At 71.5% G+C, this 24,251-nt stretch carries 22 protein-coding genes and 1 tRNA gene; 8 read left to right on the top strand and 15 right to left on the bottom strand.

Going from position 1 to position 24,251, the window contains the following annotated elements; all coding sequences use genetic code 11:
* Positions 1-53: 53 nt before the first annotated feature.
* The 6 genes from K9S39_RS22830 to pdhA all read right to left on the bottom strand — a co-directional run bounded on the left by K9S39_RS22830 (position 54) and on the right by pdhA (position 7,094).
* Positions 54-230, bottom strand: coding sequence for a hypothetical protein (locus K9S39_RS22830; RefSeq protein ID WP_248865204.1), 177 nt, complete (start codon positions 228-230; stop codon positions 54-56).
* A gap of 180 nt (positions 231-410) precedes the next feature.
* Positions 411-2,261, bottom strand: coding sequence for a molybdopterin molybdotransferase MoeA (locus K9S39_RS22825; RefSeq protein WP_248865203.1), 1,851 nt, complete (start codon positions 2,259-2,261; stop codon positions 411-413).
* Positions 2,258-3,145, bottom strand: coding sequence for an NTP transferase domain-containing protein (locus K9S39_RS22820; RefSeq protein WP_248865202.1), 888 nt, complete (start codon positions 3,143-3,145; stop codon positions 2,258-2,260). The genes K9S39_RS22825 and K9S39_RS22820 overlap by 4 nt, the downstream gene beginning before the upstream one ends.
* Before the next feature lie 123 nt (positions 3,146-3,268).
* Positions 3,269-4,843 carry a dihydrolipoamide acetyltransferase family protein gene (locus tag K9S39_RS22815; protein WP_248865201.1) on the bottom strand — a complete coding sequence of 525 codons (1,575 nt, stop codon included), beginning with the start codon at positions 4,841-4,843 and terminating at the stop codon, positions 3,269-3,271.
* Positions 4,843-5,877 carry an alpha-ketoacid dehydrogenase subunit beta gene (locus K9S39_RS22810; protein ID WP_248865200.1) on the bottom strand — a complete coding sequence of 345 codons (1,035 nt, stop codon included), beginning with the start codon at positions 5,875-5,877 and terminating at the stop codon, positions 4,843-4,845. The genes K9S39_RS22815 and K9S39_RS22810 overlap by 1 nt, the downstream gene beginning before the upstream one ends.
* Positions 5,874-7,094 (bottom strand): pyruvate dehydrogenase (acetyl-transferring) E1 component subunit alpha, encoded by a 1,221-nt coding sequence (pdhA, locus tag K9S39_RS22805; RefSeq protein ID WP_248865199.1) that lies wholly within the window; start codon positions 7,092-7,094, stop codon positions 5,874-5,876. The genes K9S39_RS22810 and pdhA overlap by 4 nt, the downstream gene beginning before the upstream one ends.
* A 223-nt stretch (positions 7,095-7,317) precedes the next feature.
* Between pdhA and K9S39_RS22800 the strand changes: the two genes are divergently transcribed.
* Positions 7,318-7,836, top strand: coding sequence for an Lrp/AsnC family transcriptional regulator (locus K9S39_RS22800; RefSeq protein WP_248865198.1), 519 nt, complete (start codon positions 7,318-7,320; stop codon positions 7,834-7,836).
* Positions 7,837-7,874: 38 nt separating this feature from the next.
* Here the strand turns inward: K9S39_RS22800 and K9S39_RS22795 are convergent, their stop codons facing one another.
* Both K9S39_RS22795 and K9S39_RS22790 read right to left on the bottom strand, forming a co-directional pair.
* Positions 7,875-8,465, bottom strand: coding sequence for a TetR/AcrR family transcriptional regulator (locus tag K9S39_RS22795; protein ID WP_248865197.1), 591 nt, complete (start codon positions 8,463-8,465; stop codon positions 7,875-7,877).
* A gap of 2 nt (positions 8,466-8,467) precedes the next feature.
* Positions 8,468-9,988, bottom strand: a complete 1,521-nt coding sequence (locus K9S39_RS22790) for a 3-hydroxyacyl-CoA dehydrogenase (RefSeq protein WP_248865196.1) — start codon at positions 9,986-9,988, stop codon at positions 8,468-8,470.
* A 197-nt stretch (positions 9,989-10,185) separates the two neighbouring features.
* On the opposite strand from K9S39_RS22790, the gene paaN reads away from it, so the two are divergent.
* Complete coding sequence (paaN, locus tag K9S39_RS22785; protein WP_248865195.1) at positions 10,186-11,868, top strand: phenylacetic acid degradation protein PaaN; 1,683 nt, start codon at positions 10,186-10,188, stop codon at positions 11,866-11,868.
* Between the two features lie 160 nt (positions 11,869-12,028).
* Here paaN and K9S39_RS22780 read toward each other — a convergent pair whose 3' ends face one another.
* The 3 genes from K9S39_RS22780 to K9S39_RS22770 form a co-directional block, all read right to left on the bottom strand.
* Positions 12,029-12,736: a TrmH family RNA methyltransferase gene (locus K9S39_RS22780; protein WP_248868917.1), complete on the bottom strand. Its 708-nt coding sequence runs from the start codon at positions 12,734-12,736 to the stop codon at positions 12,029-12,031.
* A gap of 77 nt (positions 12,737-12,813) precedes the next feature.
* On the bottom strand, positions 12,814-14,226 hold the full coding sequence (locus K9S39_RS22775; protein WP_248865194.1) for an HTTM domain-containing protein: 1,413 nt from the start codon (positions 14,224-14,226) through the stop codon (positions 12,814-12,816).
* Positions 14,223-14,894, bottom strand: a complete 672-nt coding sequence (locus tag K9S39_RS22770; protein ID WP_248865193.1) for a DUF5819 family protein — start codon at positions 14,892-14,894, stop codon at positions 14,223-14,225. The genes K9S39_RS22775 and K9S39_RS22770 overlap by 4 nt, the downstream gene beginning before the upstream one ends.
* A 191-nt stretch (positions 14,895-15,085) precedes the next feature.
* Between K9S39_RS22770 and paaA the strand changes: the two genes are divergently transcribed.
* The 6 genes from paaA (at position 15,086) to K9S39_RS22740 (ending at position 20,203) form a co-directional block, all read left to right on the top strand.
* A complete protein-coding gene (paaA, locus tag K9S39_RS22765; RefSeq protein WP_248865192.1) occupies positions 15,086-16,036 on the top strand; it encodes a 1,2-phenylacetyl-CoA epoxidase subunit PaaA in 951 nt (316 codons plus the stop codon).
* A 131-nt stretch (positions 16,037-16,167) separates the two neighbouring features.
* Positions 16,168-16,434 (top strand): 1,2-phenylacetyl-CoA epoxidase subunit PaaB, encoded by a 267-nt coding sequence (gene paaB, locus K9S39_RS22760; protein ID WP_248868916.1) that lies wholly within the window; start codon positions 16,168-16,170, stop codon positions 16,432-16,434.
* Positions 16,431-17,147, top strand: a complete 717-nt coding sequence (gene paaC, locus K9S39_RS22755; RefSeq protein WP_248865191.1) for a 1,2-phenylacetyl-CoA epoxidase subunit PaaC — start codon at positions 16,431-16,433, stop codon at positions 17,145-17,147. Before paaB ends, paaC begins: the two co-directional genes overlap by 4 nt.
* Positions 17,141-17,638 (top strand): 1,2-phenylacetyl-CoA epoxidase subunit PaaD, encoded by a 498-nt coding sequence (gene paaD / locus K9S39_RS22750; protein WP_248865190.1) that lies wholly within the window; start codon positions 17,141-17,143, stop codon positions 17,636-17,638. Before paaC ends, paaD begins: the two co-directional genes overlap by 7 nt.
* A complete protein-coding gene (gene paaE, locus K9S39_RS22745; protein ID WP_248865189.1) occupies positions 17,638-18,690 on the top strand; it encodes a 1,2-phenylacetyl-CoA epoxidase subunit PaaE in 1,053 nt (350 codons plus the stop codon). The genes paaD and paaE overlap by 1 nt, the downstream gene beginning before the upstream one ends.
* Positions 18,691-19,045: 355 nt before the next feature.
* Positions 19,046-20,203, top strand: a complete 1,158-nt coding sequence (locus K9S39_RS22740) for an acyl-CoA dehydrogenase family protein (protein WP_248865188.1) — start codon at positions 19,046-19,048, stop codon at positions 20,201-20,203.
* A 198-nt stretch (positions 20,204-20,401) separates the two neighbouring features.
* Here the strand turns inward: K9S39_RS22740 and K9S39_RS22735 are convergent, their stop codons facing one another.
* From K9S39_RS22735 to K9S39_RS22720, 4 genes are all read right to left on the bottom strand, one after another.
* A complete protein-coding gene (locus tag K9S39_RS22735) occupies positions 20,402-20,746 on the bottom strand; it encodes a rhodanese-like domain-containing protein (protein WP_248865187.1) in 345 nt (114 codons plus the stop codon).
* Positions 20,747-20,756: 10 nt separating this feature from the next.
* On the bottom strand, positions 20,757-21,623 hold the full coding sequence (locus K9S39_RS22730) for a J domain-containing protein (RefSeq protein WP_248865186.1): 867 nt from the start codon (positions 21,621-21,623) through the stop codon (positions 20,757-20,759).
* Between the two features lie 327 nt (positions 21,624-21,950).
* On the bottom strand, positions 21,951-23,417 hold the full coding sequence (locus tag K9S39_RS22725; protein ID WP_248865185.1) for a DUF2252 domain-containing protein: 1,467 nt from the start codon (positions 23,415-23,417) through the stop codon (positions 21,951-21,953).
* Between the two features lie 707 nt (positions 23,418-24,124).
* Positions 24,125-24,208: transfer RNA gene (locus tag K9S39_RS22720), tRNA-Leu, on the bottom strand.
* Positions 24,209-24,251: the final 43 nt, after the last annotated feature.

Below are 24,251 nucleotides of genomic sequence, written 5' to 3'. Positions count from 1 at the left end.
CATGAGTGGAACAAGAGGATGGGTTGAAAGCGCTGGGTCGAGGTGCAGTAGCCCTACCAGGCGGTCAGGTCCACGAGGAGATCGCAGTGCGGGCCGTCCGGGGCCGGCTGGTGGCGTTCCTCTTCCTCGATGAGGGAGGGAGTGAGGCGATCAGCGGTGAGCATGTCGGTCAGGTGGATGTCGGCGCCGATGGTGCCTGTGCGGCCGGGGTGTTGCACGTACAGGCGCATCAGGCCGTCGCCCTTCATCAGGAAGCCGACCAGGAAGGGGGTCTCGTCGTCGCCGGGGTCGGACAGCGCGCGCAGGATGCTGATCGCCGGCAGGACGCTGCGCCGCGGCTTCCTGGGACGGGAGCTTCCCCCGGCGTCTCCGGTGGAATCCTCCGGGTCCGTGCGGGCGCCGGGGTCGTATCACCCGTCGGAGCTGGACCATCCGTCGGAGCTGGACCAGTCCGTCAATCCGCCTGCTGACCAGGGGAGTTCAAGGAGTTCGACCTCGGTGCCGCGGTCCGCGCCGCCGGGCGGGACGACGGCCAGCGCATCGGCGGCGGCGATCCCGCGGAGCATGGCCGGGCCGTGGAAGCGCAGCGGCTCCGCCGTCAGGCCGTAGCGGGCGTCGTCGCGATGGGCGACCGGGACCAGCCGGGTGTCGTGCGGGTGACCGTGCACGGAGCCGAACAGTGGTGTACGGCGCGCCGCGGCGGGACGGCGTGCGGCCAGCGTGCGGAGCAGCGGTTCGGCGAGGGTGAGCAGGCCGGAGACCGCGGCGAGGGGGTTGCCGGGGAGGCCGACGAGATGACGGCGCGGGCCGAGGCGGGCGAGCAGCATCGGGTGCCCGGGGCGCACCGCCACCCCGTCCACCAGCACCTCCGCGCCCAGGCGGCGCAGCGTGGGGTGCACATGGTCGACGGGGCCCGACGCCGTGCCCCCGGTGGTGATGAGCACCTCGGCGGTGGAGGTGGCGATGGCGGCGTACAGCGTGTCGGCGTCGTCCGCGAGATGGCGTGCCGGGGCCGCGTCGGCTCCCAGGGCACGCAGCCAGGGGGCGATCATCGGGCCGAGCGCATCGCGGATCCGGCCCTCCTGGGGGAGTCCGTGCTGCAGCAACTCATCGCCCAGGACGAGGACTTCCACGCGCGGGCGGGGGTACGCGGTCAGCTCGTCGTAGCCGGCGGCCGCGGCCAGACCGAGGACTGCGGGGGTCACCAGGGTGCCGGCGGGCAGCAGTTGGTCGCCGCGGCGGCACTCCTGGCCGCGCGGACGGATGTCCTGGCCCGGCGACACGGGCCGCGGCGCGTACAGTCGCGTCCGGCCGTCGGCCAGGTCACGGACCTCGCCGTGCTCGCTGCGCAGCACGGCGGTGGCGCCCGGCGGGACGCGCGCGCCGGTGGCGATCCGGATCGCATGACCATCGGGGAGCGGTTCGGTGGGGGCGTGTCCGGCGAGGATCCCCGGGTGGGCGGTGTCGTGAGCCGTGTCGTGAGCGGTCTTGTCGGTGGTGTCGGTGGTGTCGGCGGTCTTGTCGGCCGGCTCCTTGATCGCGTCCGTCGGCTGCTTGGCCTCGGCCGTTGTCCGGTCGCCCCCGGGGCGGTCGATGTACCAGGGGCCGGGGCCGGAGACCGCCCAGCCATCCATCGCCGAGGTGTCGAAGGACGGCAGGTCGCTGAGGGCGGTGAGGGGCTCGGCGAGCGTCCGGCCGAGCGCGTCGGCCAGCAGCGATGCGGTGGGCACGGGCGGCCCGGACACCGCACGCCCGGCGATTTCACGGGCCGTCCGCCAGGGGGTGGAGTGGGCACGGGGCCCGGGAGGGATGGGGCGGGGTGGGCGTGGACCGGAGGTGGTGGGGGCTTTCGGACGCGCGGGGTCGCCGGAGCCGGGGGCGGGGCCGGACCGGTCGCCAGGGCTGGACGGTACCCCGGGGCCGGGGCCGGTCCCGGACGGTCCGCCAGGGCCTGTGCCGGTCCCGGACGGTCCGCCGGGGCCGGTGCCGGACGGTCCGCCGGGGCCGGTGCCGGACGGTTCTCCGGAGCCGGATGCGTGGTGTGCGGCGCACGTCGCGGACATGCCCGCCACCGTGTCCTGAGGCGTATGCCCATGCGTACCCGTATGTGCATACGTGTCCGTATGCACATACGTATCCGCGTCCGTGTGCACGCGCGGGTGGGTATGCATACGGTCACCGGGGCGGCTGACCGGACCGCCCGCCCCGCCGTTGGCCGGCGCGAGCGCATCCAGCGCGGCGTCGAACTCCCCCTCGGTCATTCCGCGGGCTTCGCTTCGCCACCCGTGGCGCCGCCGGCGCCGCCCGTGTCCGCGTCCTCGGCGGCCCAGCGGTTGGCCAGCTCGGCCGCCCTGCGGGAAAGCTCCGTCACATCCCGGCCCTGCCGGCCCGCCGTGTAACCGACCAGGAAGGTCGTCAGCGGTGCGGCCGGGCGGGCCACGCCGTGCGCCGCGTCCCGCGCGAGGTCGAGAAGTACCGCCGTGTCGACATCGAGTTCGATGCCCAGCTCGGCCTTGACTGCGGTGATCCATTCGTCCAACACGTTGCCATGCTCCCTGATCCGCGCGCGTGCCGCGCTGATGTCTTCCCAGGTGTCGCAGTCGAAGGAGGCCATGGAGGTGGCGTCCGGGACCCGTTCGAGCACCAGCTCGGACGAGAGGGCGCGGAGCGGCAGCCCGGTCAGGGTGCCGTGTTCGCTGCGCAGCAGGGCCAGCTCGCGGCGCAGCGATTCGGCCCGGTAGGCGGCCACCAGCGGCTGGTCGCGGCCCTCCGCGTCCTGCAGCAACGCCCCGTCCCGCTGTGGCCGGGTCGCCGCCGCCAGGAGGCTCCGTACGGTGGCCGGGTTCAGGAACGGCAGGTCGGCGGAGAGCACGAGGACGGTCGGGGCGGTGATGTGCCGCAGGCCGGCGTCCAGCGCGGCGAGCGGGCCGCCACCGGGCGGGTCCTCAAGGGCACGTACGACGGGGCGGGCGACCGGGCGTCTGGGGCCGACGACGACGGTGATCGCCGCGTCGGCGCAGGCCGCGAGCACCCGGTCCAGAAGCGGGCGGCCGCCGACGGACAGGGCGGGTTTGTCCGCCCCGCCGAGCCGGCGGGCCGCGCCTCCGGCCAGCACGATGGCGTCGTAGTCGGTGTGGTCGCTCACCCCATGAGTATCACCGCGAACACCGCGATCACACAGCCGTCACGGTGTCAGAGCTTTGCCCGCGCACGGAGTGTGGTTCTCGGAGCCAGAGCTTTCACGGTGCACGGAGTGAGGTGCACGCCGTCACAGCGTGCGCAGCAGCACTGCGGGCTGCTCCACACAGTCGGCCACGAACCGCAGGAAACCGCCCGCTGTGGCGCCGTCGCACACCCGGTGGTCGAAGGTGAACGAGAGCTGGACGACCTGCCGGACGGCCAACTCGCCGTTGTGCACCCAGGGTTTGGCGGCTATTCGGCCGACACCGAGCATGCCGGCCTCGGGGTGGTTGATGATCGGCGTGGAGCCGTCGACCCCGAAGACGCCGTAGTTGTTGAGGGTGAAGGTGCCGTGGGTCAGCTCGGCGAGGGACAGCCCGCCGGAGCGGGCGGTGTCGGTGAGCCGGGTGATCTCGGCGGACAGCTCCTCGACCGTCCGGGCGTGCGCGTCCCGTACCACCGGTACGACGAGGCCGCGGTCGGTCTGCGCGGCGAAGCCCAGATGGACGGCGGGCAGCCGGACGATCTCCTGGGTCGTGGTGTCGACGGTGGCGTTGAGCTCGGGGAACCGCGCGAGCGCGGCCGTGCAGATCCGGGCGAACAGCGCGAGCAGCGACACCTTGGGGGCGCCCGGAACGTTCATCGCCCTACGGGCGGCGAGGAGTTCGGTGGCGTCGGCGTCCACCCAGCAGGTCGCGTCCGGGATCTCCCGACGGCTGCGGCTGAACTTCTCGGCGGCGGCACCCCGCATCCCCCGGAGCGGAATGCGCTCACCGTCCGGTACGGCGCCGGTGGCGGCCGCGGCCCCGGAGACGGGCGCGGCCCCCACCGCTGCCGCCCCACCGGCTCCCGCCGTGCCCGCCGCTCCCGCCGTCTCCCGTGCCCGGATCGCCCGCTCGACGTCCGTACGGAGAATCAGCCCGTCCCGCCCGGAGCCCGTCAACTCCCGCAGATCCACACCGTGTTCCCGCGCCATCCGCCGCACCAGCGGCGAGATGACGGCCACCGTACGGCTCTCCGCGGCCACCATACGGCCTTCCGCGTCCGCCGCCCCCGACCCGTCCAGCGCGTCCGGGCCGCCTGGCGCCCCCGACCCGTCCGGCTCCGGCGATTCACCCGGCGCCTCCCGCTCACCCGGCGCCTCCGGCCCGACGGAGCCGAAAGACCCGTCCGGAGCTCGCGACTCGCCTGGCGCCTCCGAATCGCCAGCCGCCTCCTTCACAGCCCCGGAAGCCCCGGCCGCCGCCGCGGGCCCCCCGCCGCTCCCCGGCCGGATCCTCCGCCGCCGCGCCGCGGCCGCGCTCGTCCCGTACCCGACGAGCACATTCCCCGATCCGGAGTCCGCGGCCCCGGCATCCGCCGCCCCCGCCGCGCTGCCCCCCGGCTCCGCCCGGCCTCCCTCCGGGGCGTCCGCTGCCGCCCCCACGGCGACCGTCACCAGCGGTGCGCCCACCGGCACCTCGGCCCCCTCCTCGCCGAAGCGGGCGGTGACCACGCCCCCGTAGGGGCACGGCACCTCCACCATCGCCTTGGCCGTCTCGACCTCCACCACCGGCTGGTCGACGGCCACCACCTCGCCGACCTCCACCAGCCAGCGCACGATCGTCGCCTCGGTGAGCCCTTCCCCCAGGTCGGGGAGGGTGAATTCACGGACCACGGCCATTACGCACCACACCCCTCGGTCCAGTCCGACTCCCACTGGAGGCGGGCTACTGTGTCCAGAATCCGGTCCACGCCCGGCAGATGGTGCCGCTCCAGCATCGGCGGCGGATACGGGATGTCGAAACCGGCGACGCGCAGCACCGGCGCCTCCAGGTGGTGGAAGCAGCGCTCCGTGATCCGCGCGGCGATCTCCCCTCCGGGACCGCCGAACCCGTTGGACTCATGGACGATCACCGCGCGCCCGGTGCGCCGCACCGAGGCGCACACCGTGTCGTCGTCGAACGGCATCAGCGAGCGCAGATCGACGACTTCGAGGTCCCAGCCCTCCGCACGGGCGGCCTCGGCGGCCTCCATACAGACCGGCAGCGACGGGCCGTACGTGATCAGCGTGGCGTTCGCACCGGGGCGCCGGATCTCGGCGCGGCCTATGGGGGCGACCTGTGTGGGCGCGTCGGGCGACCAGTCGTCCTTGGACCAGTACAGCCGCTTGGGTTCGAGGAAGACCACCGGGTCGTCGGAGGCGATGGCGGCGCGCAGCAGCCCGTAGGCGTCCGCGACGGTCGCCGGGGTGACGACCTGGATGCCGGGGGTGGCGAGGTAGTACGCCTCGGAGGAGTCGCTGTGGTGCTCGACCCCGCCGATTCCGCCGCCGTACGGGACGCGCATGGTCAGTGGCATCGGAACGGCGCCGCGGGTGCGGTTGCGCATCCGTGCGACATGGCTGATGAGCTGCTCGAACGCCGGATAGGCGAAGGCGTCGAACTGCATCTCGACGACCGGCCGCAGCCCGTACATGGCCATGCCGACGGCCGTGCCGAGGATGCCGGCCTCGGCGAGCGGCGTGTCGCTGCAGCGGTCCTCGCCGAACTCCCTGGCCAGGCCGTCGGTGACCCGGAAGACGCCGCCCAGGGTGCCGACGTCCTCGCCCATGACGTGGACGGACGGGTCGGCGGCCATGGCGTCGTGCAGGGCGCGGGTCAGCGCCTGCGCCATCGTGGCGGGTTTGCGGGCGGTCTCCGGGGCGGTGGTCGTCATGGCCTGGTCTCCTGGGCGGACCGGCCGGCGGCCGCCGGCTCTCCGGCGAGGGCGCCGTGTTCCGTGTGCTCGGGGTGTCCGGCGGCCTCGGCGGCCAGCTCGGCACGCAACTGGGCCGCCTGCTCGCGCAGTTGGCTGGTCTGTTCGGCGAAGACGTGGGTGAACAGATCCATCGGGTCCAGCTCCGGGTCGGCGTTCATCCGGTCCCGCAGGCCGGCCGCCAGCTCCTCGGCGCCTTCCTGGGTGGTCCGGACGAACTCCTCGGTCAGCAGGTCACGGTCCCTCAACTCGTGCTCCAGAAGGGCTATCGGGTCGTGTTCCCGCCAGGTCTCGACCTCGGAGTCGGTGCGGTAGCGGGTGGCGTCGTCGGCGTTGGTGTGCGCCTCGATGCGGTAGGTGACGGCCTCGACGAGGGTGGGGCCGCCGCCTCCGCGGGCCCGCCGCACCGCCTCGGTGAGGACCTCGTGCAGCGCGGGCGCGTCATTGCCGTCGACCAGGCGGCCGGGCATGCCGTAGCCGACCGCCTTGTGGGCGAGGGACGGGGCGGCGGTCTGCTTGGCCAGCGGGACGGAGATGGCGAAGCCGTTGTTCTGGACGAGGAAGACGACCGGCGTCTGCCAGACGGCGGCGAAATTCAGCGCCTCGTGGAAATCGCCCTCGCTGGTGCCGCCGTCACCGACGACCGCCAGCGCCACGACGTCGTCGCCCTTGAGGCGGGCGGCGTGCGCCAGGCCGACGGCGTGCGGGAGTTGGGTGGCCAGCGGGGTGCACAGGGGGGCGATGCGGTGCTCCTGCGGGTCGTAGCCGGTGTGCCAGTCGCCCCTCAGGAGCGTCAGCGCCTGTACGGGGTCGAGACCACGGGCCACCGCCGCGAGGGTGTCGCGGTAACTGGGGAAGAGCCAGTCCCGGTCCTCGAGCGCGAGCGCGGCGGCGACCTGGCAGGCTTCCTGCCCGGTGGAGGACGGGTAGACCGCCAGCCTGCCCTGCCGGGTCAGCGCCGTGGCCTGGGCGTTGTACCGGCGGCCGCGGACCAGCTGGGCGTACAGCCGGGTCAGCAGGCCGGGGTCGAGCCGGCCGGCGGCGTCCGTCCCCAGCAGGCGGTACGGCTCGGCGTCGGGCAGGAGGGGCCCCGGATCGACGCGCGGCCGCCAGGCGGGCGGCGGGCCGGGCAGGTCGCTCGTGTTCCTGCTGCTGCCGGGCTGCTCAAGGACCGTCATGACGAGCACCTCCTCGAATCGAAGGGGTGGCGCGAAGCGCCTCATATGGGGTGGCGGGCGGACGACGGTTGGGCAGGATGGAACCGGTCGGGCGGGTGAGCCTTCCCTACCGATTGTTCGGTCGCTGATGCATTTTGGCTACAGGCGGGCAAAGCCTGTGGACAAACGGTTCTCCACAGCTTGAGATGAAGACAGGACGTCCACCAAGGGGAGGCGGGACCATATGCAGGACGAACAGATGGCCAATCCCGGCGGACAGTCACCGGCGGCCTCCTCCCCGCCCGCGCCGCCCGCCCGCCCCCTGGACACCATCGACCGCTCGATCCTGCGCATGCTGCAGACCGACGGCCGGGCCTCGATACGCTCCGTCGCCGAACGGGTCCATGTCTCGCGCGCCAATGCCTACGCCCGGATCAACCGGCTGCTGGACGACGGCGTGATACGCGGCTTCGGCGCCCGCGTCGATCAGGAACGCGCAGGCCAGGGCGCTTCCGCGTATGTCACGCTCAAGATCGTGCAAAACTCCTGGCGGACCGTGCGCGAGCAGCTCACGGCGCTGCCCGGGGCCACCCACATCGCGCTGGTCAGCGGCGATTTCGATGTGCTGCTGCTCGTCCACACCAAGGACAACCGGGAGCTGCGGGAACTGGTCCTCACCCGTATCCAGTCCATCCCGGAAGTGCTCAGCACCCGCACCCTGCTGGTCTTCGAGGAGACCGATCTCGGGCCGGAGCAGGGCTAGGAACCCGAGTGGCGGGCGGGTGTCCTCCTACGGGCGGCTCAGGGCTTGCGCAGGCCCGCGAACGCCGTCCGCACCACGGCTTCGGCGACCTCGTCCCGGCTGGCCGCACCGCCGCGCCCCGGCCGGTACCACTCCACAATCGAGTTGATCATGCCGAAGAGGAGACGCGTGGCCAGCCGGATGTCGACGTCTGCCCGTAGATCACCATCGGCGGCCGCCTGCTTGAGCAGGGCGGCGACCTCGTGGTCGAACTCGCGGCGGCGCTCCATGGCCCAGCGCTCGGTGTCCGTGTTGCCGCGCACCCGCAACAGCAGCGTCACGTAGGGCAGTTCGTCCATCAGGACCTCGGCCTCGCGCCGGGTGACGTACTCCAGCCGCTCGATCGCCCGCCCCTCGGTGGCGCCCGGCTCCTCCAGCACCCCGAAGAGGCCGTCCAGGGCGCGGCTTATCGCCCGGTGCAGCAGCTCCTCCTTGCTGCGCACATGGTGGTAGATCGAGGACTTGGAGATGCCGGCCGCCTTGGACAGATGCTCCATGGAGGTGCCGTCGTAGCCCCGCTCGATGAACACCTGGACGGCGACCGCGAGCAGCGAATCGGGCGTATAGGTGTCGCGCTTGGTCATGGGCATGATTAGACCACCTGTCCCTGGAGGTCCGCGCGGCGCCGCAGCGCCCAGGAGGGTGCGTAGCGGCCGCCGGCGTTCTGGTGGTGCATCGAGTCCAGCAGATCCCGCACCCACCGGGCGCCGAGCCGCTCGGCCCACTCCATGGGGCCACCGGGGTAGTTCACGCCCAGCCGCGTCGCGGTGTCGATGTCCTCCGGGGTGGCGACCCCGCGGGCCGCGGCGTCCACGGCGAAGTCCACGATCATCGCGACAGTACGGGCGGCGACCATGCCGGGGACGTCCTCGATCACGCTGACCTGTTTGCCCAGCGCCTGGAACAGCCCCACGGCCTCCGCGAGGTCCGCCTCGGACGCGGCCTGCGAGGGGGCGAGCGCGATCCGGGTCGCGGCCCGGTAGTCGAGCGAGAGATCGAAGCGGATGTACCTGCCGTGGACGTCGCTCGTCGCCGGACAGCCGTCGGTCAGGGCCAGACGGGCCCCGCCGGGCAGCCCGATGAAGCCCTCGGACTCCCCTGGCGTGCGGTCACGTGTGATCTTGATGCCGGCTTCCTCGATCAGCTCGCACAGCACCGCGGAGGGGCCTTCGAGCCTGGCGTGCAGGCCGACGGTCTCGGGCGCGGGACAGGGCGCGGCGGTCCGCGGCGCCGGACGCTCTGCACCGTCCGCGTAGTCGAACCAGCCGCGCCCGGACTTGCGGCCGTGCAGCCCGGCCTCCACCAGCCGCCGCTGCGCCAGCGAGGGCGTGAATTTCGGGTCCTGGAAGAAGGACGTCCACACCGAGTGGGTGACCGCTTCGTTCACGTCCTGGCCGATGAGGTCGGTCAGCTCGAAGGGCCCCATCTTGAAGCCGGCGCCGTCGCGCAGCACGGCGTCGATCGTGGCGGGGTCGGCGACCCGCTCCTCGTAGGCGCGCAGTGCCTCGGCGTAGAAGGGGCGGGCGATCCGGTTGACGATGAAGCCGGGGGTGTCGGCGCAGCGCACCGGGGTCTTGCCCCAGGCCGCGGCGGTTTCGTGGGCGCGGGTGGCGGCCGCCTCGTCGGTGGCGAAGCCGCTGATCACCTCGACCAGGGGGAGCAGCGGAGCGGGGTTGAAGAAGTGCAGTCCCACACAGCGGCCGGGGTGGCGCAGCCGGCCCGCGACGGCGGTCACGGACAGCGAGGAGGTGTTGGTGGCCAGCAGGCAGTCCGCCGGCACGACCTCCTCCAGGGCGGTGAACAGCTCCTGTTTGGCGGGGAGATCTTCCAGGATCGCCTCGATGACGAGCGCGGCGTCGGCCAGCTCGGCGAGGGCGGCGGCGGGGGAGAGACGGTCGCGGGCGGCGTCGCGCTCATGCGTAGCGATCCGGCCTTTTTCCACGAGCCGATCCAGCCGCCGCACGATGGCCGCAGCGGCTTCCTCGGCGCGCCCGGGCGCCGCGTCGTAGAGGCGTACTCGGTGGCCGGCGACCAGCGCCACCTGCGCAATTCCCTGTCCCATGGTGCCGATGCCCACCACGGCCACGGTCCCGCTGGTCTCGATTGCCGTCATGCCGACTGATCCTCCCAGACCGAGTTGTCCACAGGCCCGCCGGACCCTCTTGCCCCGACCGATCGTTCGGTTACTCTAACTCCGTTACCTGTCCGCTCCCAGCCCCCGACCCCCCATCCGTTCTCTCTCCGTCCGCTCCGTCCTCTCCGCACCGCCCCATCCGCTTTCCGCCCGGCTCGACGAGGAGTTGGTCAACGATGGCCGCCGAAGTGACCACAGCGCAGTTGATCGAGAAGCACCGCCCGACCCTTGACCAGGCGCTGGAAACGATCCGCAGCCGTGCGTACTGGTCCCCGCACCCCGAGCATCCGAAGGCATACGGCGAGAACGCCGCCGCCGACGGCCTGGCCGCCTTCGAGGCGCTGCGCGGCAAGCGGTTCGAGCTCGACCAGCCCGGCACGGACGACTGGGCGGGCGAGGAAGTCTCGCCGTACGGCCCCGAGTTGGGCATCAGCTATCCGCACCCGGATGTGGCGGTGCTGCTGCCGGCGATGCGGGCCGCGCTGCCCGTCTGGCGGGACGCGGGCCCGGAGGCGCGCGCGGCGGTGTGCCTGGAGATCCTGGCGCGGATCAGCGCGCGCACCCATGAGTTCGCACAGGCCGTGATGCACACCAGTGGACAGGCGTTCATGATGGCGTTCCAGGCGGGCGGGCCGCATGCCCAGGACCGCGGCCTGGAGGCGGTGGCGTACGCCTACGCCGAGCAGGTCCGCACCCCGGAGCGGGCGCCGTGGTCCAAGCCGCAGGGCAAGCGCGACCCGCTGGAGCTCACCAAGACCTTCACCCCCGTGCCGCGCGGCGTCGCGCTGCTGATCGGCTGCAACACCTTCCCGACGTGGAACGGCTACCCGGGCCTGTTCGCCTCGCTGGCCACCGGCAATCCGGTACTGGTCAAGCCGCATCCGCGGGCCGTGCTGCCACTGGCGCTGACCGTCAAGGTCGCGCGTGAGGTCCTGGAGGAGGCGGGCTTCCCGGCCGACCTGGTGTGCCTGGCCGTGGACAAGCCGGGCGAGGGCCTCGCCAAGACGCTGGCCGTCCGCCCCGAGGTCCGCGTCATCGACTACACCGGCTCGACCGCCTTCGGCGACTGGCTGGAGACGCACGCCCGGCAGGCGCAGGTCTTCACGGAGAAGGCCGGCGTCAACACCGTCGTCATCGAATCGACGGACAACTACAAGGGCATGCTCAGCAATCTCGCCTTCTCGCTGTCGCTCTACAGCGGCCAGATGTGCACCACCCCGCAGAATCTGCTGATCCCGCGCGACGGCATCGCCACGGACGCCGGGCCGAAGGCGTACGACGAGGTGGTCAGCGATCTCGCGGATGCGGTGAGCGGGCTGCTGGGCGATGACGCACGGGCCAACGCACTGCTGGGCGCACTGGTCAACCCGCAGGTCAAGGAGCGGATCGAGGCCGCGCCGGGGCTCGGTGAGGTGGCGCTGGCCTCCCGTGAGGTGGTCCATCCGGAGTTCCCGGGGGCCACGGTCCGGACGCCGGTGATCGTCAAGATGGACGGCGGCAAGCCGGACGCCGAGGCGGCGTATCTGTCGGAGTGCTTCGGCCCGGTGTCCTTCGCGGTGGCGGTCGACTCCGCGGCCGACGCGGTGGACCTGCTGCGGCGCACGGTCCGGGAGAAGGGCGCCATGACGGTCGGCGCGTACACCACGTCCGCCGAGGTGGAGCAGCTGATCGAGGAAGCCTGCCTGGAGGAGTGCGCCCAGCTGTCGTTGAACCTGACCGGCGGGGTCTATGTGAACCAGACCGCGGCGTTCTCCGATTTCCATGGCTCCGGTGGCAATCCGGCGGCCAACGCGGCGCTGTGCGACGACGCGTTCGTGGCGAACCGCTTCCGGACGGTGGAGGTGCGCCGGGAGGCGTGAGGGCTTGTGACCTGCGCCGGGAGGCGTAACGGCATGGCGGCTTGTGTCCTGCGCCGGGCAGCGTGGGGGCTTGTGACCTGCGCCGGGATGTGTGAGGGCGTGGGGGCTGTGGCCCGCACCGGCCGGGAGCCCCCGTCGTCCCGTAAGCCGGCCCCGTGCCTCAGGGTGCGCCCGGCGCCTCGATACGGGCGTGACGGACGATCCAGGAGTGCATGGCGATGGCGGCCGCGGCACCCGCGTTGATGGACCGGGTCGAGCCGAACTGCGCGATCGAGCAGACCAGGGAGGCGTGCCGGCGGGCCTCCTCGGTGAGCCCCGGCCCCTCCTGCCCGAACAGCAGCACACAGCGGCGCGGCAGCGCGGTCGTCTCCAGCGGGACGGCGCCGGGGAGATTGTCGATCCCGATGATCGGCAGCTCCTCGGCGGCGGCCCAGGCGGTGAGGTCCGCGGTGTCCGGGTGGTGGCGCAGGTGCTGGTAGCGGTCGGTCACCATCGCGCCGCGGCGGTTCCAGCGGCGCCGCCCGACGATATGGACCTCCTTGGCCAGGAACGCGTTGGCGGTCCGTACGACCGAGCCGATGTTGAAGTCATGGCCCCAGTTCTCGACGGCCACATGGAAGTCATGGCGGCGGGTGTCGAGGTCGGCGACGATCGCCTCGCGCGTCCAGTAGCGGTAGGGATCGACGACATTGCGCCGGTCACCGTGGGCGAGCAGCTCGGGGTCGTAGCGGTCGTCCTGCGGCCAGGGCTCCGGATACGGGCCGACGCCGATCTCGGGGCCGTAGCCCTCGTCGTACTGGACCGACTCGGCCGGGGCCCGCTGCTCGGCGGCGGCCCGCTGCGCGCCGACGGAGGCGGCGCCGGGCACGGTCTGCTCGCCGTCCTGGATGGTGGTCTCGCCGCCCTGGACGGCTTTCTCGCTGCTCGGGGCGGTGGTCTCGCTGCTCACCCCACGAGCGTAGGGCCACCGCCGCCGGAATGCGTACGGGCCTGTGCCGCACCGCCCTCGGATTCGCCGGCCGGCCCTGGGGCCCCGGCCGCCGGGAACAACCGCCTGCGCAGGCCCGAGATCCGGGCGGAAAGCCAGGTCAGGAAGTTCGTCGGCAGGAAGACCGCGTCCGCCGTGATCATCGCGAGCGAGAAGAAGGGCAGCCCGAGCAGGAACGCGATCGAGAGATGCTCGCAGATCATCACGACCAGCAGCACATTCTTGAGGCGGCGGTTGAAGAGGGTGAACGGGAAGGCCACCTGCACGATCACGGTGCCGTAGGTGATCAGCATGACCATCAGCCCGTTGCTGCCCAGCGCCTCGGACAGCGCCGGCCACGGGGAGAAGTAGTCCAGGTGCATCGGGTAGAAGACCGCGGTGCCGTCCTGCCAGCGCGAACCCTGGATCTTGTACCAGCCGGCGGTCGCGTAGATCAGACAGACCTCGACCATGATCACCAGCAGTGCGCCGTTGTGGGCGAGCTTGGCGAGGGTGTCCAGTACGACCCGCGGCTCCCCGGGAGCGTACCGCCGCACCGCCCAGCACAGGCCGTGCGTCGCCCACAGGGCCCAGAACATCAGGGCCCAGCCGACGTGCGGGAACGGGCCGTGCTCGAACCAGGTGAGGCCGTCACGGCCGAGCAGCTGGGCCGTGGCCAGAGCGAGGCCGAGCACGGTCCACAGGACGATGCCGGGGAGGTCCCGGCCGGCGGTGACCTCACCCGGGGTGCCGGCGGCCGCCCGCTTCGCGCGGCGCGCGTCCAGGGACCAGACCTGCCCGCACCGGGTCAGCACGAGATACATCGACATCAGGTGGATGACGTTGTCGCCGCCGTCCCCGATGAAGATGCTGCGGTTCTGCAGCGAGAGCACACCGACCATGAAGAGCACCGACATGGTGCGGGTGCGCCAGCCGAGCATCAGCAGCACACTGACCACGATCGCCAGGATGTAGACGCACTCGAACCAGCCGCTGCTGTCCGACCACGGCAGCACGGAGAAGGCGTGGTTGGAGCCGAGGAGCCGGCGCGCCATGTCCAGGTCCCACGGGCTGTCGGGCCCGTAGAGGGCATCGCGGTTGGGCCATTCCCGCAGCAGGAACAGCAGCCAGGTCGCGGCGAAGCCGATCCGTATGACGGCGCTCTGGTACGGGCCCATCGCCCGGCTGCTGACGCGCGCGAAGCCGCGGCCTATAGCGCGCTCGATACGGGTCTCCTCGAGCACGTCGTCCTGGGCGGGGGCGGGCTGGGGAGCGTCGGGGGATGCCTGGGGTGTCAGGGATGCCTGGGGTCCCTCGGGTGCCTGGGGTGCCTGCGGCGTCTGCGTCTGCCGGGACGCTTCCGTCGGCTGCTTCGGCGTCGGTGAGGTCACTGGTTCGTCGCCCCCTCGGGCAGGTCGTCTGCGGTGACCTGCCACCAGGGCAGCACGCGGAATGTGGGCTTGTCGCTGATCTTCTCCGTGCTCCACGGCGGCGGGCTGACGGCCGTCGTCTTGGAGCGGACCTGGATCTGCTCGACCCGCCCGCCCGCGGCGGTCCACTCCCCGTCGAGCCGGTGCATCACGATGCGCCGTATGTAGCGCTCGGACAGCTCGCCACGCATGCCCGTGGGGCGGTTCTGCGCGTTGTGCGAGTTGAGGAAGAACTCCCAGCCGCGGCGCAGCTGGTTCTGCTGGGTGTGGCTGGGCAACGGGTTGTGGACGATGGCCTGTCCGTCGCGGGCCGTCAGATCGATCCATCCGGTGGTCCGCGTGGTGCCGTCCTCGGTGCGCAGCCGCGCGCGGGCCTGGACCGCGATGTTCTGCTGGAGGGGATTGGGCGCGAACAGCTTCCAGTTCTGCTCGTACTCGGGATAGACGTAGTCGCCGATCAGCTCGCTCTGGTGCTTGCTGAGCGTGTTCGCCGGCGCGACGTGCAGAAACATCATGGCCAGATGAATCGCGACGACTGCGGCGACGGCGCAGGCCGCGACGCCTATGACGATCCGCGAGGGCAGCGAGAGCGCGGCCAAAGGCCGCGTTTCGTCCCCGTATGACTGCATTCCCGCCCCGTTCCCAGAAATCCTTTGGATGACTCCGCCACGGAACGGTACCTACGCGGCCCCGCCCGGCACACCTTCCCCTGGTTATCCACAGAGTTGGCACCGCGGGTTATCCACAGGGTTGACACCGCAGGGCACCCCACTCACCATTGAACCGAACGATCGGTCGGTCGGGAGCGAGGGGGCACCACATGACGACGATCGCGCCGGAAGACACCGCACCGGAGGCCGTGTTCGAGGCCACCGTGGCCGCGGACGAGCGCATCGAGCCGCGGGACTGGATGCCGGACGGCTACCGCTCCTCGCTGGTGCGGCAGATAGCGCAGCACGCCCACTCCGAGATCATCGGCATGCAGCCCGAGGCCAACTGGATCACCCGCGCCCCGTCACTGCGCCGCAAGGCGATCCTGATGGCGAAAGTGCAGGACGAGGCGGGCCACGGCCTGTATCTCTACAGCGCCGCCGAGACCCTCGGCACCAGCCGCGACGCACTCCTCGACAAGCTGCACTCCGGCCGCCAGAAGTACTCGTCGATCTTCAACTACCCGACCCTGACCTGGGCCGACGTCGGCGCCATCGGCTGGCTCGTGGACGGCGCGGCGATCACGAACCAGGTCCCGCTGTGCCGCTGCTCCTACGGCCCGTACGCCCGCGCGATGGTCCGCATCTGCAAGGAGGAGTCCTTCCACCAGCGCCAGGGATACGAACTCCTGCTGACCCTCAGCCGCGGCACCGAAGCGCAGCACGCCATGGCGCAGGACGCGGTGAACCGCTGGTGGTGGCCGTCGCTGATGATGTTCGGCCCGCCGGATGACGAATCGGCGCACTCCGCGCAGTCCATGGCCTGGAAGATCAAGCGGCACTCCAACGACGAGCTGCGGCAGCGCTTCGTGGACATCTGCGTCCCCCAGGCCGAAGCCCTCGGCCTCACCCTCCCCGACCCGGATCTGACCTGGAACGAGGAGCGGGGCCACTGGGACTTCGGCCCGATCGACTGGACCGAGTTCTGGGACGTCCTCAAGGGGAACGGCCCCTGCAACAAAGACCGGATCACCCGTCGGCGACAGGCTCATGAGGACGGCGCCTGGGTGCGCGAGGCCGCCGCCGCGCACGCGGCCAAGCAGCGGGAGGCGACCCGATGACGACATCACGACCGGCCGGGACCACCCCGGGGACCGCTGCCGACACCACCGCCGGGACGACCGCGGAAACGGCCGCCGGGACGACCGCGCAGACGGCCGCCGGGACGACCGCGCGGCCCGCCGAATGGCCGCTGTGGGAGGTCTTCGTCCGCAGCCGCCGCGGACTCTCACACTCCCACGCCGGCAGCCTGCACGCGCCGGACGCCGAGATGGCGCTGCGCAACGCCCGCGATCTCTACACCCGTCGCTCGGAGGGCGTCTCGATATGGGTGGTGCCCGCCGCCCAGATCACCGCCTCCTCCCCGGACGAGAAGGACGCGTTCTTTGAACCGGCCGGCGACAAGCCCTACCGCCACCCGACGTTCTACGACATCCCGGACGGGGTGCATCACCTGTGACGAACGCCACGGTCCCCCCGGCCCTGCCCCTCGGGGACGACGCCCTGATCCTCTCCCACCGCCTGGGCGAGTGGGCCGGGCACGCGCCCGTCCTGGAGGAAGAGGTCGCCCTCGCCAATATCGCCCTTGATCTGCTCGGCCAGGCCCGCGTCCTGCTCTCCCTCGTCGGCGACGAGGACGAGCTGACGTATCTGCGCGAGGAGCGGCAGTTCCGCAACCTCCAGCTCGTCGAGCAGCCCAACGGCGACTTCGCCCACACCATCGCCCGCCAGCTCTACTTCTCCACCTACCAGGAGCTGCTGTTCACCCAACTCGCGGCACAGGAAAGTGAGTTGACACCACTGGCCGCGAAGGCGGTCAAGGAGACCGCCTACCACCGCGATCATGCCGAGCAGTGGACGCTGCGCCTGGGCGACGGCACCGACGAGAGCCACGCCCGGATGCGGCGCGGTCTGGACGCCCTGTGGCAGTTCACCGGCGAGCTGTTCGAGCCGGTGGCCGGGCTGGACGTCTCCTGGTCCGCGCTGCACGACGACTGGACGGCAAGCATCACCAGCATCCTGGAGCGCGCCGCACTCAGCGCCCCCGAAGGCCCACAGCGCGGGGCATGGACCGCCGGCGCCGGACGCCAGGGCCTGCACACCGAGCCTTTCGGGCGGATGCTCGCCGAAATGCAGCACCTCCACCGCAGCCACCCGGGAGCGACATGGTGACCACCACAGCCCTCGAAGAGGAACTGCGCGCGCTGGCCGGCTCCGTGCCCGACCCCGAGCTGCCGGTCCTCACCCTCGCCGAGCTCGGCGTACTGCGTGAGGTGCGGCTGACCGCCCCCGGCCGGGTCGAGGTGCGGCTCACCCCCACCTACACCGGCTGCCCCGCCGTCGAGGCGATGTCCGCGGACATCGAGCGCGTGCTGCACGACCACGGCATACCCGAGGTCGAGGTCCGTACGGTCCTCAGCCCGCCCTGGAGCACGGACGAGATCACCGCCGAAGGCCGCCGGAAACTGGCCGCATTCGGGATAGCACCACCGCGCCCCACCGGCCCCGCGCCCGGACCGGTCGCCGTCGACCTCGCGATCCGCTGCCCGCACTGCGGATCGACCGACACCACCCTGCTGAGCCGGTTCTCCGCCACGGCGTGCAAGGCACTGCGCCGCTGTGAGTCCTGCCGCGAACCCTTCGACCACTTCAAGGAGTTGTGATGTTCCACCCGCTCCGGGTCCGGGAGACCGAGCGGCTCACGGACGACGCGGTGGCCGTCACCTTCGACGTACCGCCCGAGCTGCGCGCGGCCTTCCGGCACACCCCCGGGCAGCACATCGCACTGCGCAGGACGGTCGACGGCCAGGAGGTCCGCCGCACCTACTCCATCTGCACCCCGGCCACCGACGAGCCCGTGCTGCGGGTGGGCATCCGCCTGATCGAAGAGGGCGCGTTCTCGACCTATGCGTTCAAGGAGCTGGCGGTCGGCGACACAGTGGAAGTCATGCCCCCGGCCGGCCGGTTCACCCTCGAACCACGCCCCGGCCACTTCGTGGGGATCGTCGGCGGCAGCGGCATCACCCCCGTACTCTCCATCGTCTCCACGCTCCTCGCCCAGGAGCCGGACGCCCGCTTCTGCCTCATCCGCAGCGACCGCACCGCGGCCTCGACGATGTTCCTGGAGGAAGTCGCCGACCTGAAGGACCGCTGTCCACAGCGCTTCCAGCTCATCCCCGTCCTCTCCCGCGAAGAGCAGCAGGCCGGGCTGCCGTCCGGCCGGCTCGACGAAGACCGGCTGCGGTCTCTGCTGCCCGCGCTGCTGACGGTCGAGTCGGTGGACGGCTGGTTCCTGTGCGGCCCCTTCGGCCTCGTCCAGGGCGCCGAGCGCGCCCTGCGCTCCCTGAAGGTGCCCCGCAGCCGCATCCACGAAGAGATCTTCCACGTCGACAACGGCGCTGCTGCCGCACCACCGGTCCCCGCCGCCTCCGCCCCCGCACACAGCACCGTGACCGCGACCCTCGACGGACGCTCCGGCAACTGGCCGGTGCACGACGGCGAATCGTTGCTGGACGCGGTGCTGCGCAATCGCGCAGACGCCCCGTACGCCTGCAAGGGCGGAGTGTGCGGTACCTGCCGGGCGTTCCTGGTCTCCGGCAAGATACGCATGGATCGCAACTTCGCGCTGGAGGCGGACGAGGTCGACGCCGGGTACGTACTGGCCTGCCAGTCACACCCGGTCACCGAAAAGGTCGAGCTGGACTTCGACCGCTGACACGGCGGCCAACCGGGTGCGGTGGGGCCGGGGCAACGGGCACTGCGAAGGATCCGGGGCAATCGGCGCTCCCACGCGTCCAAGGCAATCGACGCTGCAACGGCTCCGATCCCTCGGTTTCCTCGGTTTTCTGAGTTCCTTCGGTTCCTCCGGCTTCCTCAGTCTCCTGATGCGCCCGGTCCCCTCCGGCTCCTTGGTTCCCTTGCTTCGGATCGATTCCCTCGGCGTCCCCTGTTCGCTGCGGGTTCCTGATGCGCACCGCCCCCTCGGCCTCACCGGCGGCCATTCCCAATTCCTGCAACTTGTTCTATCTTGACGCGGCGTCAGTTCAGCGGCCGCGTGGGAGGACAGACCAGTGGACTTCACCTTCACCGAGGAGCAGCAGGCCGCAGCCGAGGCGGCAAAAGCCGTGTTCGGGGGCGTCGCCCCCGACAGCGTGCCCAGCCCGGCGCTCACCCCCGGAGCCGTCGCCGACGACTTCGACCGCACGCTCTGGCGCAAGCTCGCCGACGCCGACCTGCTGAGCCTGCTGATCGCACCCGAACACGGCGGCGCGGGACTGGACCCGATCGCGCTCTGCCTGGTGCTGCGCGAATCCGCCAAGGTGCTCGCCCGCGTCCCACTCCTGGAGACCAGCGCCGCCGCGCTCACCCTCCAGCACCACGCGACGAGCGGACTACGAGCCGAGGTGCTGCCCGGCATCGCCACCGGTGACCTCGTCATCACCGTCGCCGTCGGCGGCCGCACCGGACACGACCCGGCCGAACTCGCCGTGGCCGCCCACCAGGAAGGCACCCACTGGATCCTCGACGGCACCCAGACCACCGCCCCCTGGGCCCAGACCGCCGACCGGATACTGCTCCCCGCCCACACACCCGACGGCCACGCCGTCCTCGCCCTCGTCCCCCGCACCCACCCCGGGGTCACACTCGACGACCAGATCTCCACCAACGGAGAGCGCCTCGCCGAGGTCCGGCTGGATTCCGTACGCATCAGCGCGCAGGAGATGATCAACACCCCCGCCGCCTGGGACACACTGCGTAACATCCTCACCACGGGCACCTGCGCACTCGCCCTCGGCCTCGGGGAACGCGTCCTCGCCATGACCAGCGACTACACAAGCAAACGCGAACAGTTCGGCTTCCCCGTGGCCACCTTCCAGGCCGTCGCCGTCCAGACCGCCGACCGCTACATCGACCTGCGCGCCATGGAAGCCACGCTCTGGCAGGCCGCTTGGCACATCACCACCGACGCGGCCGGCCCACTACCACCCGCGGGAGATGTCGCCGTCGCCAAGATCTGGGCCTCCGAGGGCGTACGCCGCGTCGTCCAGACCGCCCAGCACCTGCACGGCGGCTTCGGCGCCGACACCGGCTACCAGCTGCACCGCTACCACGCCTGGGCCAAGCGACTCGAACTTTCCCTGCGCCCGGCCGCCGCACACGAAGAGGCTCTCGGCGATCTGCTCGCGGCGCATCCATTGGGGGCTGAAGAGCCCGCGCCATTGAGCTGAGGAAGGCGCTCCGCCGGAGCGAGGAGGCCGCCCTTCATCGGCGCGCGGTCACCGCTCGAACAGGGCGAGGGTCCGCCCCGGCAGCAGTCCCGCCCTCAGCGGACCGTCCACCAGACCATCGAGATCGACAAGATCTTGTAGATCTACAACCGAGATCCCACCGTGGAGATCCGACCGTCAAGATCTCACCGTCAAGATCTAGACGACCGTTCCCGAGCCGCCCTTGCCGTCGGACACGGGGCGGCCGGCGGCCTCCCATGCCTGCATACCGCCGGCGACATTCACCGCGTCGACACCCTGCTGGATCAGATACTGCGCCACCTGCGCCGAACGACCGCCGACCCGGCACAGGACATAGACCTTGCCGTCCGCGGGCGCCGCCTCGGCCAATTCACCGTAGCGGGCGACGAATTCGCTCATCGGGATGTGCAGCGCGCCCTCGGCGTGCCCCGCCTCCCACTCATCGTCCTCACGCACGTCCAGGAGGAAGTCCTCCAACGTCAGAGCGTCGACACCGACCGTGGGCACAGAACCGAATTGCATGTCTCCGACGCTACCCGACCAGCTGCGCGAGATACGCCTCGCGTTCCGCCACATCCGCGAGCAGCTTCTCGGCGATCTCATCGAGCAGTCCGTCCGGATCCTGCGGCGCCATCTTGATCATCGCGCCGATCGCGCTTTGCTCCAGCTCGGCAGCAACGGCCGCCAGCAGCTCCTTGCGCTCGGCCAGCCACTCCAGCCGCGCGTAGAGCTCCTCACTCTCGGAAAGCCGCGCCTCGGCGGGCGCCGGACCGGCCGCCCACTCCCGCGTCAGCTCCCGCAGCGCGGCCTCGTCGCCCTGGGCGTACGCCATGTTGACCCGCGCGATGAACGCGTCCCGCCGGGCCCGCTCCGCATCGTCCCGCGCCAGGTCCGGATGGGCCTGACGCACCAGGTCGCGGTAGACCTTGCGGGCCTCCTCACTGGGCCGCACCTTCTGCGGCGGCCGCACCGACTGCTCGGTGAGCATCGCCTGCGACTCGGGGAACAGCCCCTCCGACCCGATCCAGCCGTGGAACAGCTCCTCCACATCCGGCATCGGCAGCACCGAGGCCCGCGCCTCCTCGGCCTTACGGATGTCCTCGGACGCCCCCGTACGCGCCGCGACGGCCTCAGCGATCTGCGCGTCCAGCTCATCCAGCCGTGCGTACATCGGGCCGAGCCGCTGATGGTGCAGACGGGAGAAGTTCTCCACCTCCACCCGGAAGGTCTCCACCGCGATCTCAAACTCGATCAGCGCCTGCTCGGCCGCCAGCACGGCCTTCGCCAGCCGCCGGGTCGCGGCGTCCTGGGCCGCCTGGTGGTCCGCGGCGCCCTCGGCATCGTGAGGGGTCGGGGCGTCCTGGCCGTCGTGCGCGTTCTCCGCGTGCGAGTTCGTCACCCGGTCAGCGTACGGCCCATGGAGGGCGACGCACTCCACAGCCGCAGCCGCCCAACCGTTCCCCGGGGGCCTCCCCTCCCCCCGCCCCACCCACCACCCCCCATCCCCACATCAGCCCCGCCGCATCAGCCCGAGGCCCACCCCACGGCCGGCCCGGCAGCCACCGGCCCCGGCTGACGTCCGCCGGACCCCACGCGTCGATCAGGCCCCCGCCAAGCCCACCCGCGCCCACCAATCCCGGATAACCCGGATCGCCACCTGTAAATCGCCACACCTGTAACCCGTATCAGCCCGCCGTACAACCGGGCCATGTCAGGCCAGGCTCCGTCACACCCCCATCTCTGCCGCGATGCGGCCGCTCTTCACCGCCGCGGCCAGGGCCGCGTGATCCGCCTCCGTGCGGTCCGCGTACAAGACCGCGAACTCCGCCATCGCCTCGTCCAGCTCCTCCCCCTTGCCGCAGTAGCCGGCCACCACCCGCGGGTCGGCGCTGTGCGCGTGTGCCCGCGCCAGCAGCGCACCGGTCATCCGTGCGTAGTCGTCCATCTGGTCACCGGACAGCTCGGCGGGGTCCACGCTGCCCTTGCGGTTCCTGAACTGCCGCACCTGGAACGACAGCCCTTCCCTACGGCCGTTCCCCATGCCTATGCCGCGCCCGCCGGACCCCGCCACATCCGACACGCCGGACGCCGCCACATCCGGCACCGTCGTCCAGCCCAGCAGCGTGTCACTGACGACCTGCATCCGCTGCTGCCCGAGCACCACCCGGCGCCCCTCGTGGGCCACCGACGGCACTTCAAAGCCCGCCTTCTCCACGAACGGTGCCAGCACCGAGCCGCGCGCCTCCTTCACCTGGAGCACCAGCGGCTCGCCCCGGTGGTCCAGCAGCAGCACCACATACGAGCGCAGTCCCACGCTGCCCGTCCCCACCACACGGAAGGCCACATCGTGCACGGCGTACCTGGCCAGCAGGGGCAGCCGGTCCTCCGGAAGCGTCTCCAGATAGCCGGCTAGCGACGAAGCCACTGCCGCCGCCTCCTCGTCCGGCACCTGCCGCAGCACCGGCGGTGCGTTCATGAAACGGCGACCGCCGTCCGGCGTCCGCTCCGTGGCCTTGGCCGCGAACCGTGCGCTGGTGTTCTTGCGCGCCTTGGCGGCGACCCGCTCCAGCGTCCCCAGCAGATCCCGGGCGTCGGTGTGGGAGACCAGCTCCTCATCGGCGATCGCGTTCCACGCCTCGGTCACCGGCAGCTTCGCCAGCAGCCGCATCGTGCGCCGGTACGCGCCCGCCGCGTCCTGCGCCGCCTTCCGGCACTCGTCCTCCGCGGCACCCGCCTCCCGGCCCGCCAGCACCAGCGATGTCGCGAGCCGCTTCACGTCCCACTCCCACGGCCCGTACAAGGTCTCGTCGAAGTCATTGAGGTCTATGACCAGGCCACCGCGGGCGTCGCCGTAGAGGCCGAAGTTGGCCGCGTGGGCATCCCCGCAGATCTGCGCACCGATGCCGGTCACGGGCGCGCCGACCAGGTCGTACGCCATCAGGCCGGCGGAGCCGCGGAGGAAGGCGAAGGGGCTGGCGGCCATCCGTCCGACCCGTATCGGGGTCAGTTCCGGCAGCCGCCCCGCGTTGGACTCCTCTACCGCCGCTACCGCGTCCGGCCGCCCGGCCGAGAGCGACAGCGCTGCCTGCTCCCTCCGGGGGATCCGCTCCCGCAGCGCCTTGCCCACACCCTTGGCCGACGGTCCCTCCGCATCCGCCTCCGCGAACCCCGGTACGTACGGCACACGCGACATCGCGGGCCACCTCCCCCTTCACGACCTGCACCTGACCGGCCTGCCGGCCGACTCCGAATCGACTGCGACGACGGTACCGACAGCCGCCGCCGTCCGTCAGAGCCTGTGGATAACTCTCCGCGGAGGGGCCGGGGGGAGGACGGAGGATGAAGGGAGGAAGAGGGGAAATGTGCGCGGAGGGGGAGGGTGGGGAGCGGGAACGGGAGGGCGAGGAGAGACCGGAGCTGCCGAATGGCAAGGTCAGCCGCGTGGCAGGGTCTGGCCGACGCCCAAGTACGCCTCAAGCACCGCCCACGCACACGCCGCCCAGCCCGCCGTCCACAGAAGGGCACGGAGCCGGGCATCCCTCACCGCGGCCGGCCGCGGTGAGGGATGCCGCGCGAGGCGCCGGCCGTTACGGTGCGCCCCCGGCCACCATCACGGGCCACCATCCGTGACACAGCAATCCCGGATGTGACGTAGGACTCATCCCTCATCGGCCTCACCCCTGGGCGGGCTCATCCTTCATCCCGGCCGGTTGCAGAGCCGGGCCGCCTGCGACCACAGCCTGCGCGCAATTCCCCGGCTTGCCGGAGGGAGCGCATGAGCGCCACGACGAAGCCGCCGCGAAGCCGAGAAGCCCACACAGAAGCCAAAACGAAAAGGTCCCCATCGTCACGATGAGGACCTTTTCTTCGTTGCTCAGAAGCACCTACGGTGCTCCTCAGTGCGCGAGGGGGGAGTTGAACCCCCACGCCCTTTCGGGCACTGGAACCTGAATCCAGCGCGTCTGCCTATTCCGCCACCCGCGCATGGGTGTTGCCGATGGATTCTCCCACATGATCCGGACTGTTC

It is taken from the genome of Streptomyces halobius (genome assembly GCF_023277745.1).
GTDB lineage: Bacteria > Actinomycetota > Actinomycetes > Streptomycetales > Streptomycetaceae > Streptomyces > Streptomyces halobius.
The sequence above is the reverse complement of the archived record's forward strand: the minus strand, read 5'-3'. Positions and strand labels throughout refer to the sequence as shown.

What these genes read in the sequence shown, in the direction of transcription:
- K9S39_RS22800 (WP_248865198.1), top strand. Translation starts at nt 7,318, where the DNA reads ATGCAGGACGAACAGATGGCCAATCCCGGCGGACAGTCACCGGCGGCC.
- K9S39_RS22795 (WP_248865197.1), bottom strand. Translation starts at nt 8,465, where the DNA reads ATGCCCATGACCAAGCGCGACACCTATACGCCCGATTCGCTGCTCGCG.
- K9S39_RS22810 (WP_248865200.1), bottom strand. Translation starts at nt 5,877, where the DNA reads ATGACGACCACCGCCCCGGAGACCGCCCGCAAACCCGCCACGATGGCG.
- K9S39_RS22830 (WP_248865204.1), bottom strand. Translation starts at nt 230, where the DNA reads ATGCGCCTGTACGTGCAACACCCCGGCCGCACAGGCACCATCGGCGCC.
- K9S39_RS22725 (WP_248865185.1), bottom strand. Translation starts at nt 23,417, where the DNA reads ATGTCGCGTGTGCCGTACGTACCGGGGTTCGCGGAGGCGGATGCGGAG.
- paaA (WP_248865192.1), top strand. Translation starts at nt 15,086, where the DNA reads ATGACGACGATCGCGCCGGAAGACACCGCACCGGAGGCCGTGTTCGAG.
- K9S39_RS22735 (WP_248865187.1), bottom strand. Translation starts at nt 20,746, where the DNA reads ATGCAATTCGGTTCTGTGCCCACGGTCGGTGTCGACGCTCTGACGTTG.
- K9S39_RS22815 (WP_248865201.1), bottom strand. Translation starts at nt 4,843, where the DNA reads ATGGCCGTGGTCCGTGAATTCACCCTCCCCGACCTGGGGGAAGGGCTC.
- paaD (WP_248865190.1), top strand. Translation starts at nt 17,141, where the DNA reads ATGGTGACCACCACAGCCCTCGAAGAGGAACTGCGCGCGCTGGCCGGC.
- K9S39_RS22790 (WP_248865196.1), bottom strand. Translation starts at nt 9,988, where the DNA reads ATGACGGCAATCGAGACCAGCGGGACCGTGGCCGTGGTGGGCATCGGC.
- paaE (WP_248865189.1), top strand. Translation starts at nt 17,638, where the DNA reads ATGTTCCACCCGCTCCGGGTCCGGGAGACCGAGCGGCTCACGGACGAC.
- K9S39_RS22825 (WP_248865203.1), bottom strand. Translation starts at nt 2,261, where the DNA reads ATGACCGAGGGGGAGTTCGACGCCGCGCTGGATGCGCTCGCGCCGGCC.
- paaN (WP_248865195.1), top strand. Translation starts at nt 10,186, where the DNA reads ATGGCCGCCGAAGTGACCACAGCGCAGTTGATCGAGAAGCACCGCCCG.
- K9S39_RS22770 (WP_248865193.1), bottom strand. Translation starts at nt 14,894, where the DNA reads ATGCAGTCATACGGGGACGAAACGCGGCCTTTGGCCGCGCTCTCGCTG.
- pdhA (WP_248865199.1), bottom strand. Translation starts at nt 7,094, where the DNA reads ATGACGGTCCTTGAGCAGCCCGGCAGCAGCAGGAACACGAGCGACCTG.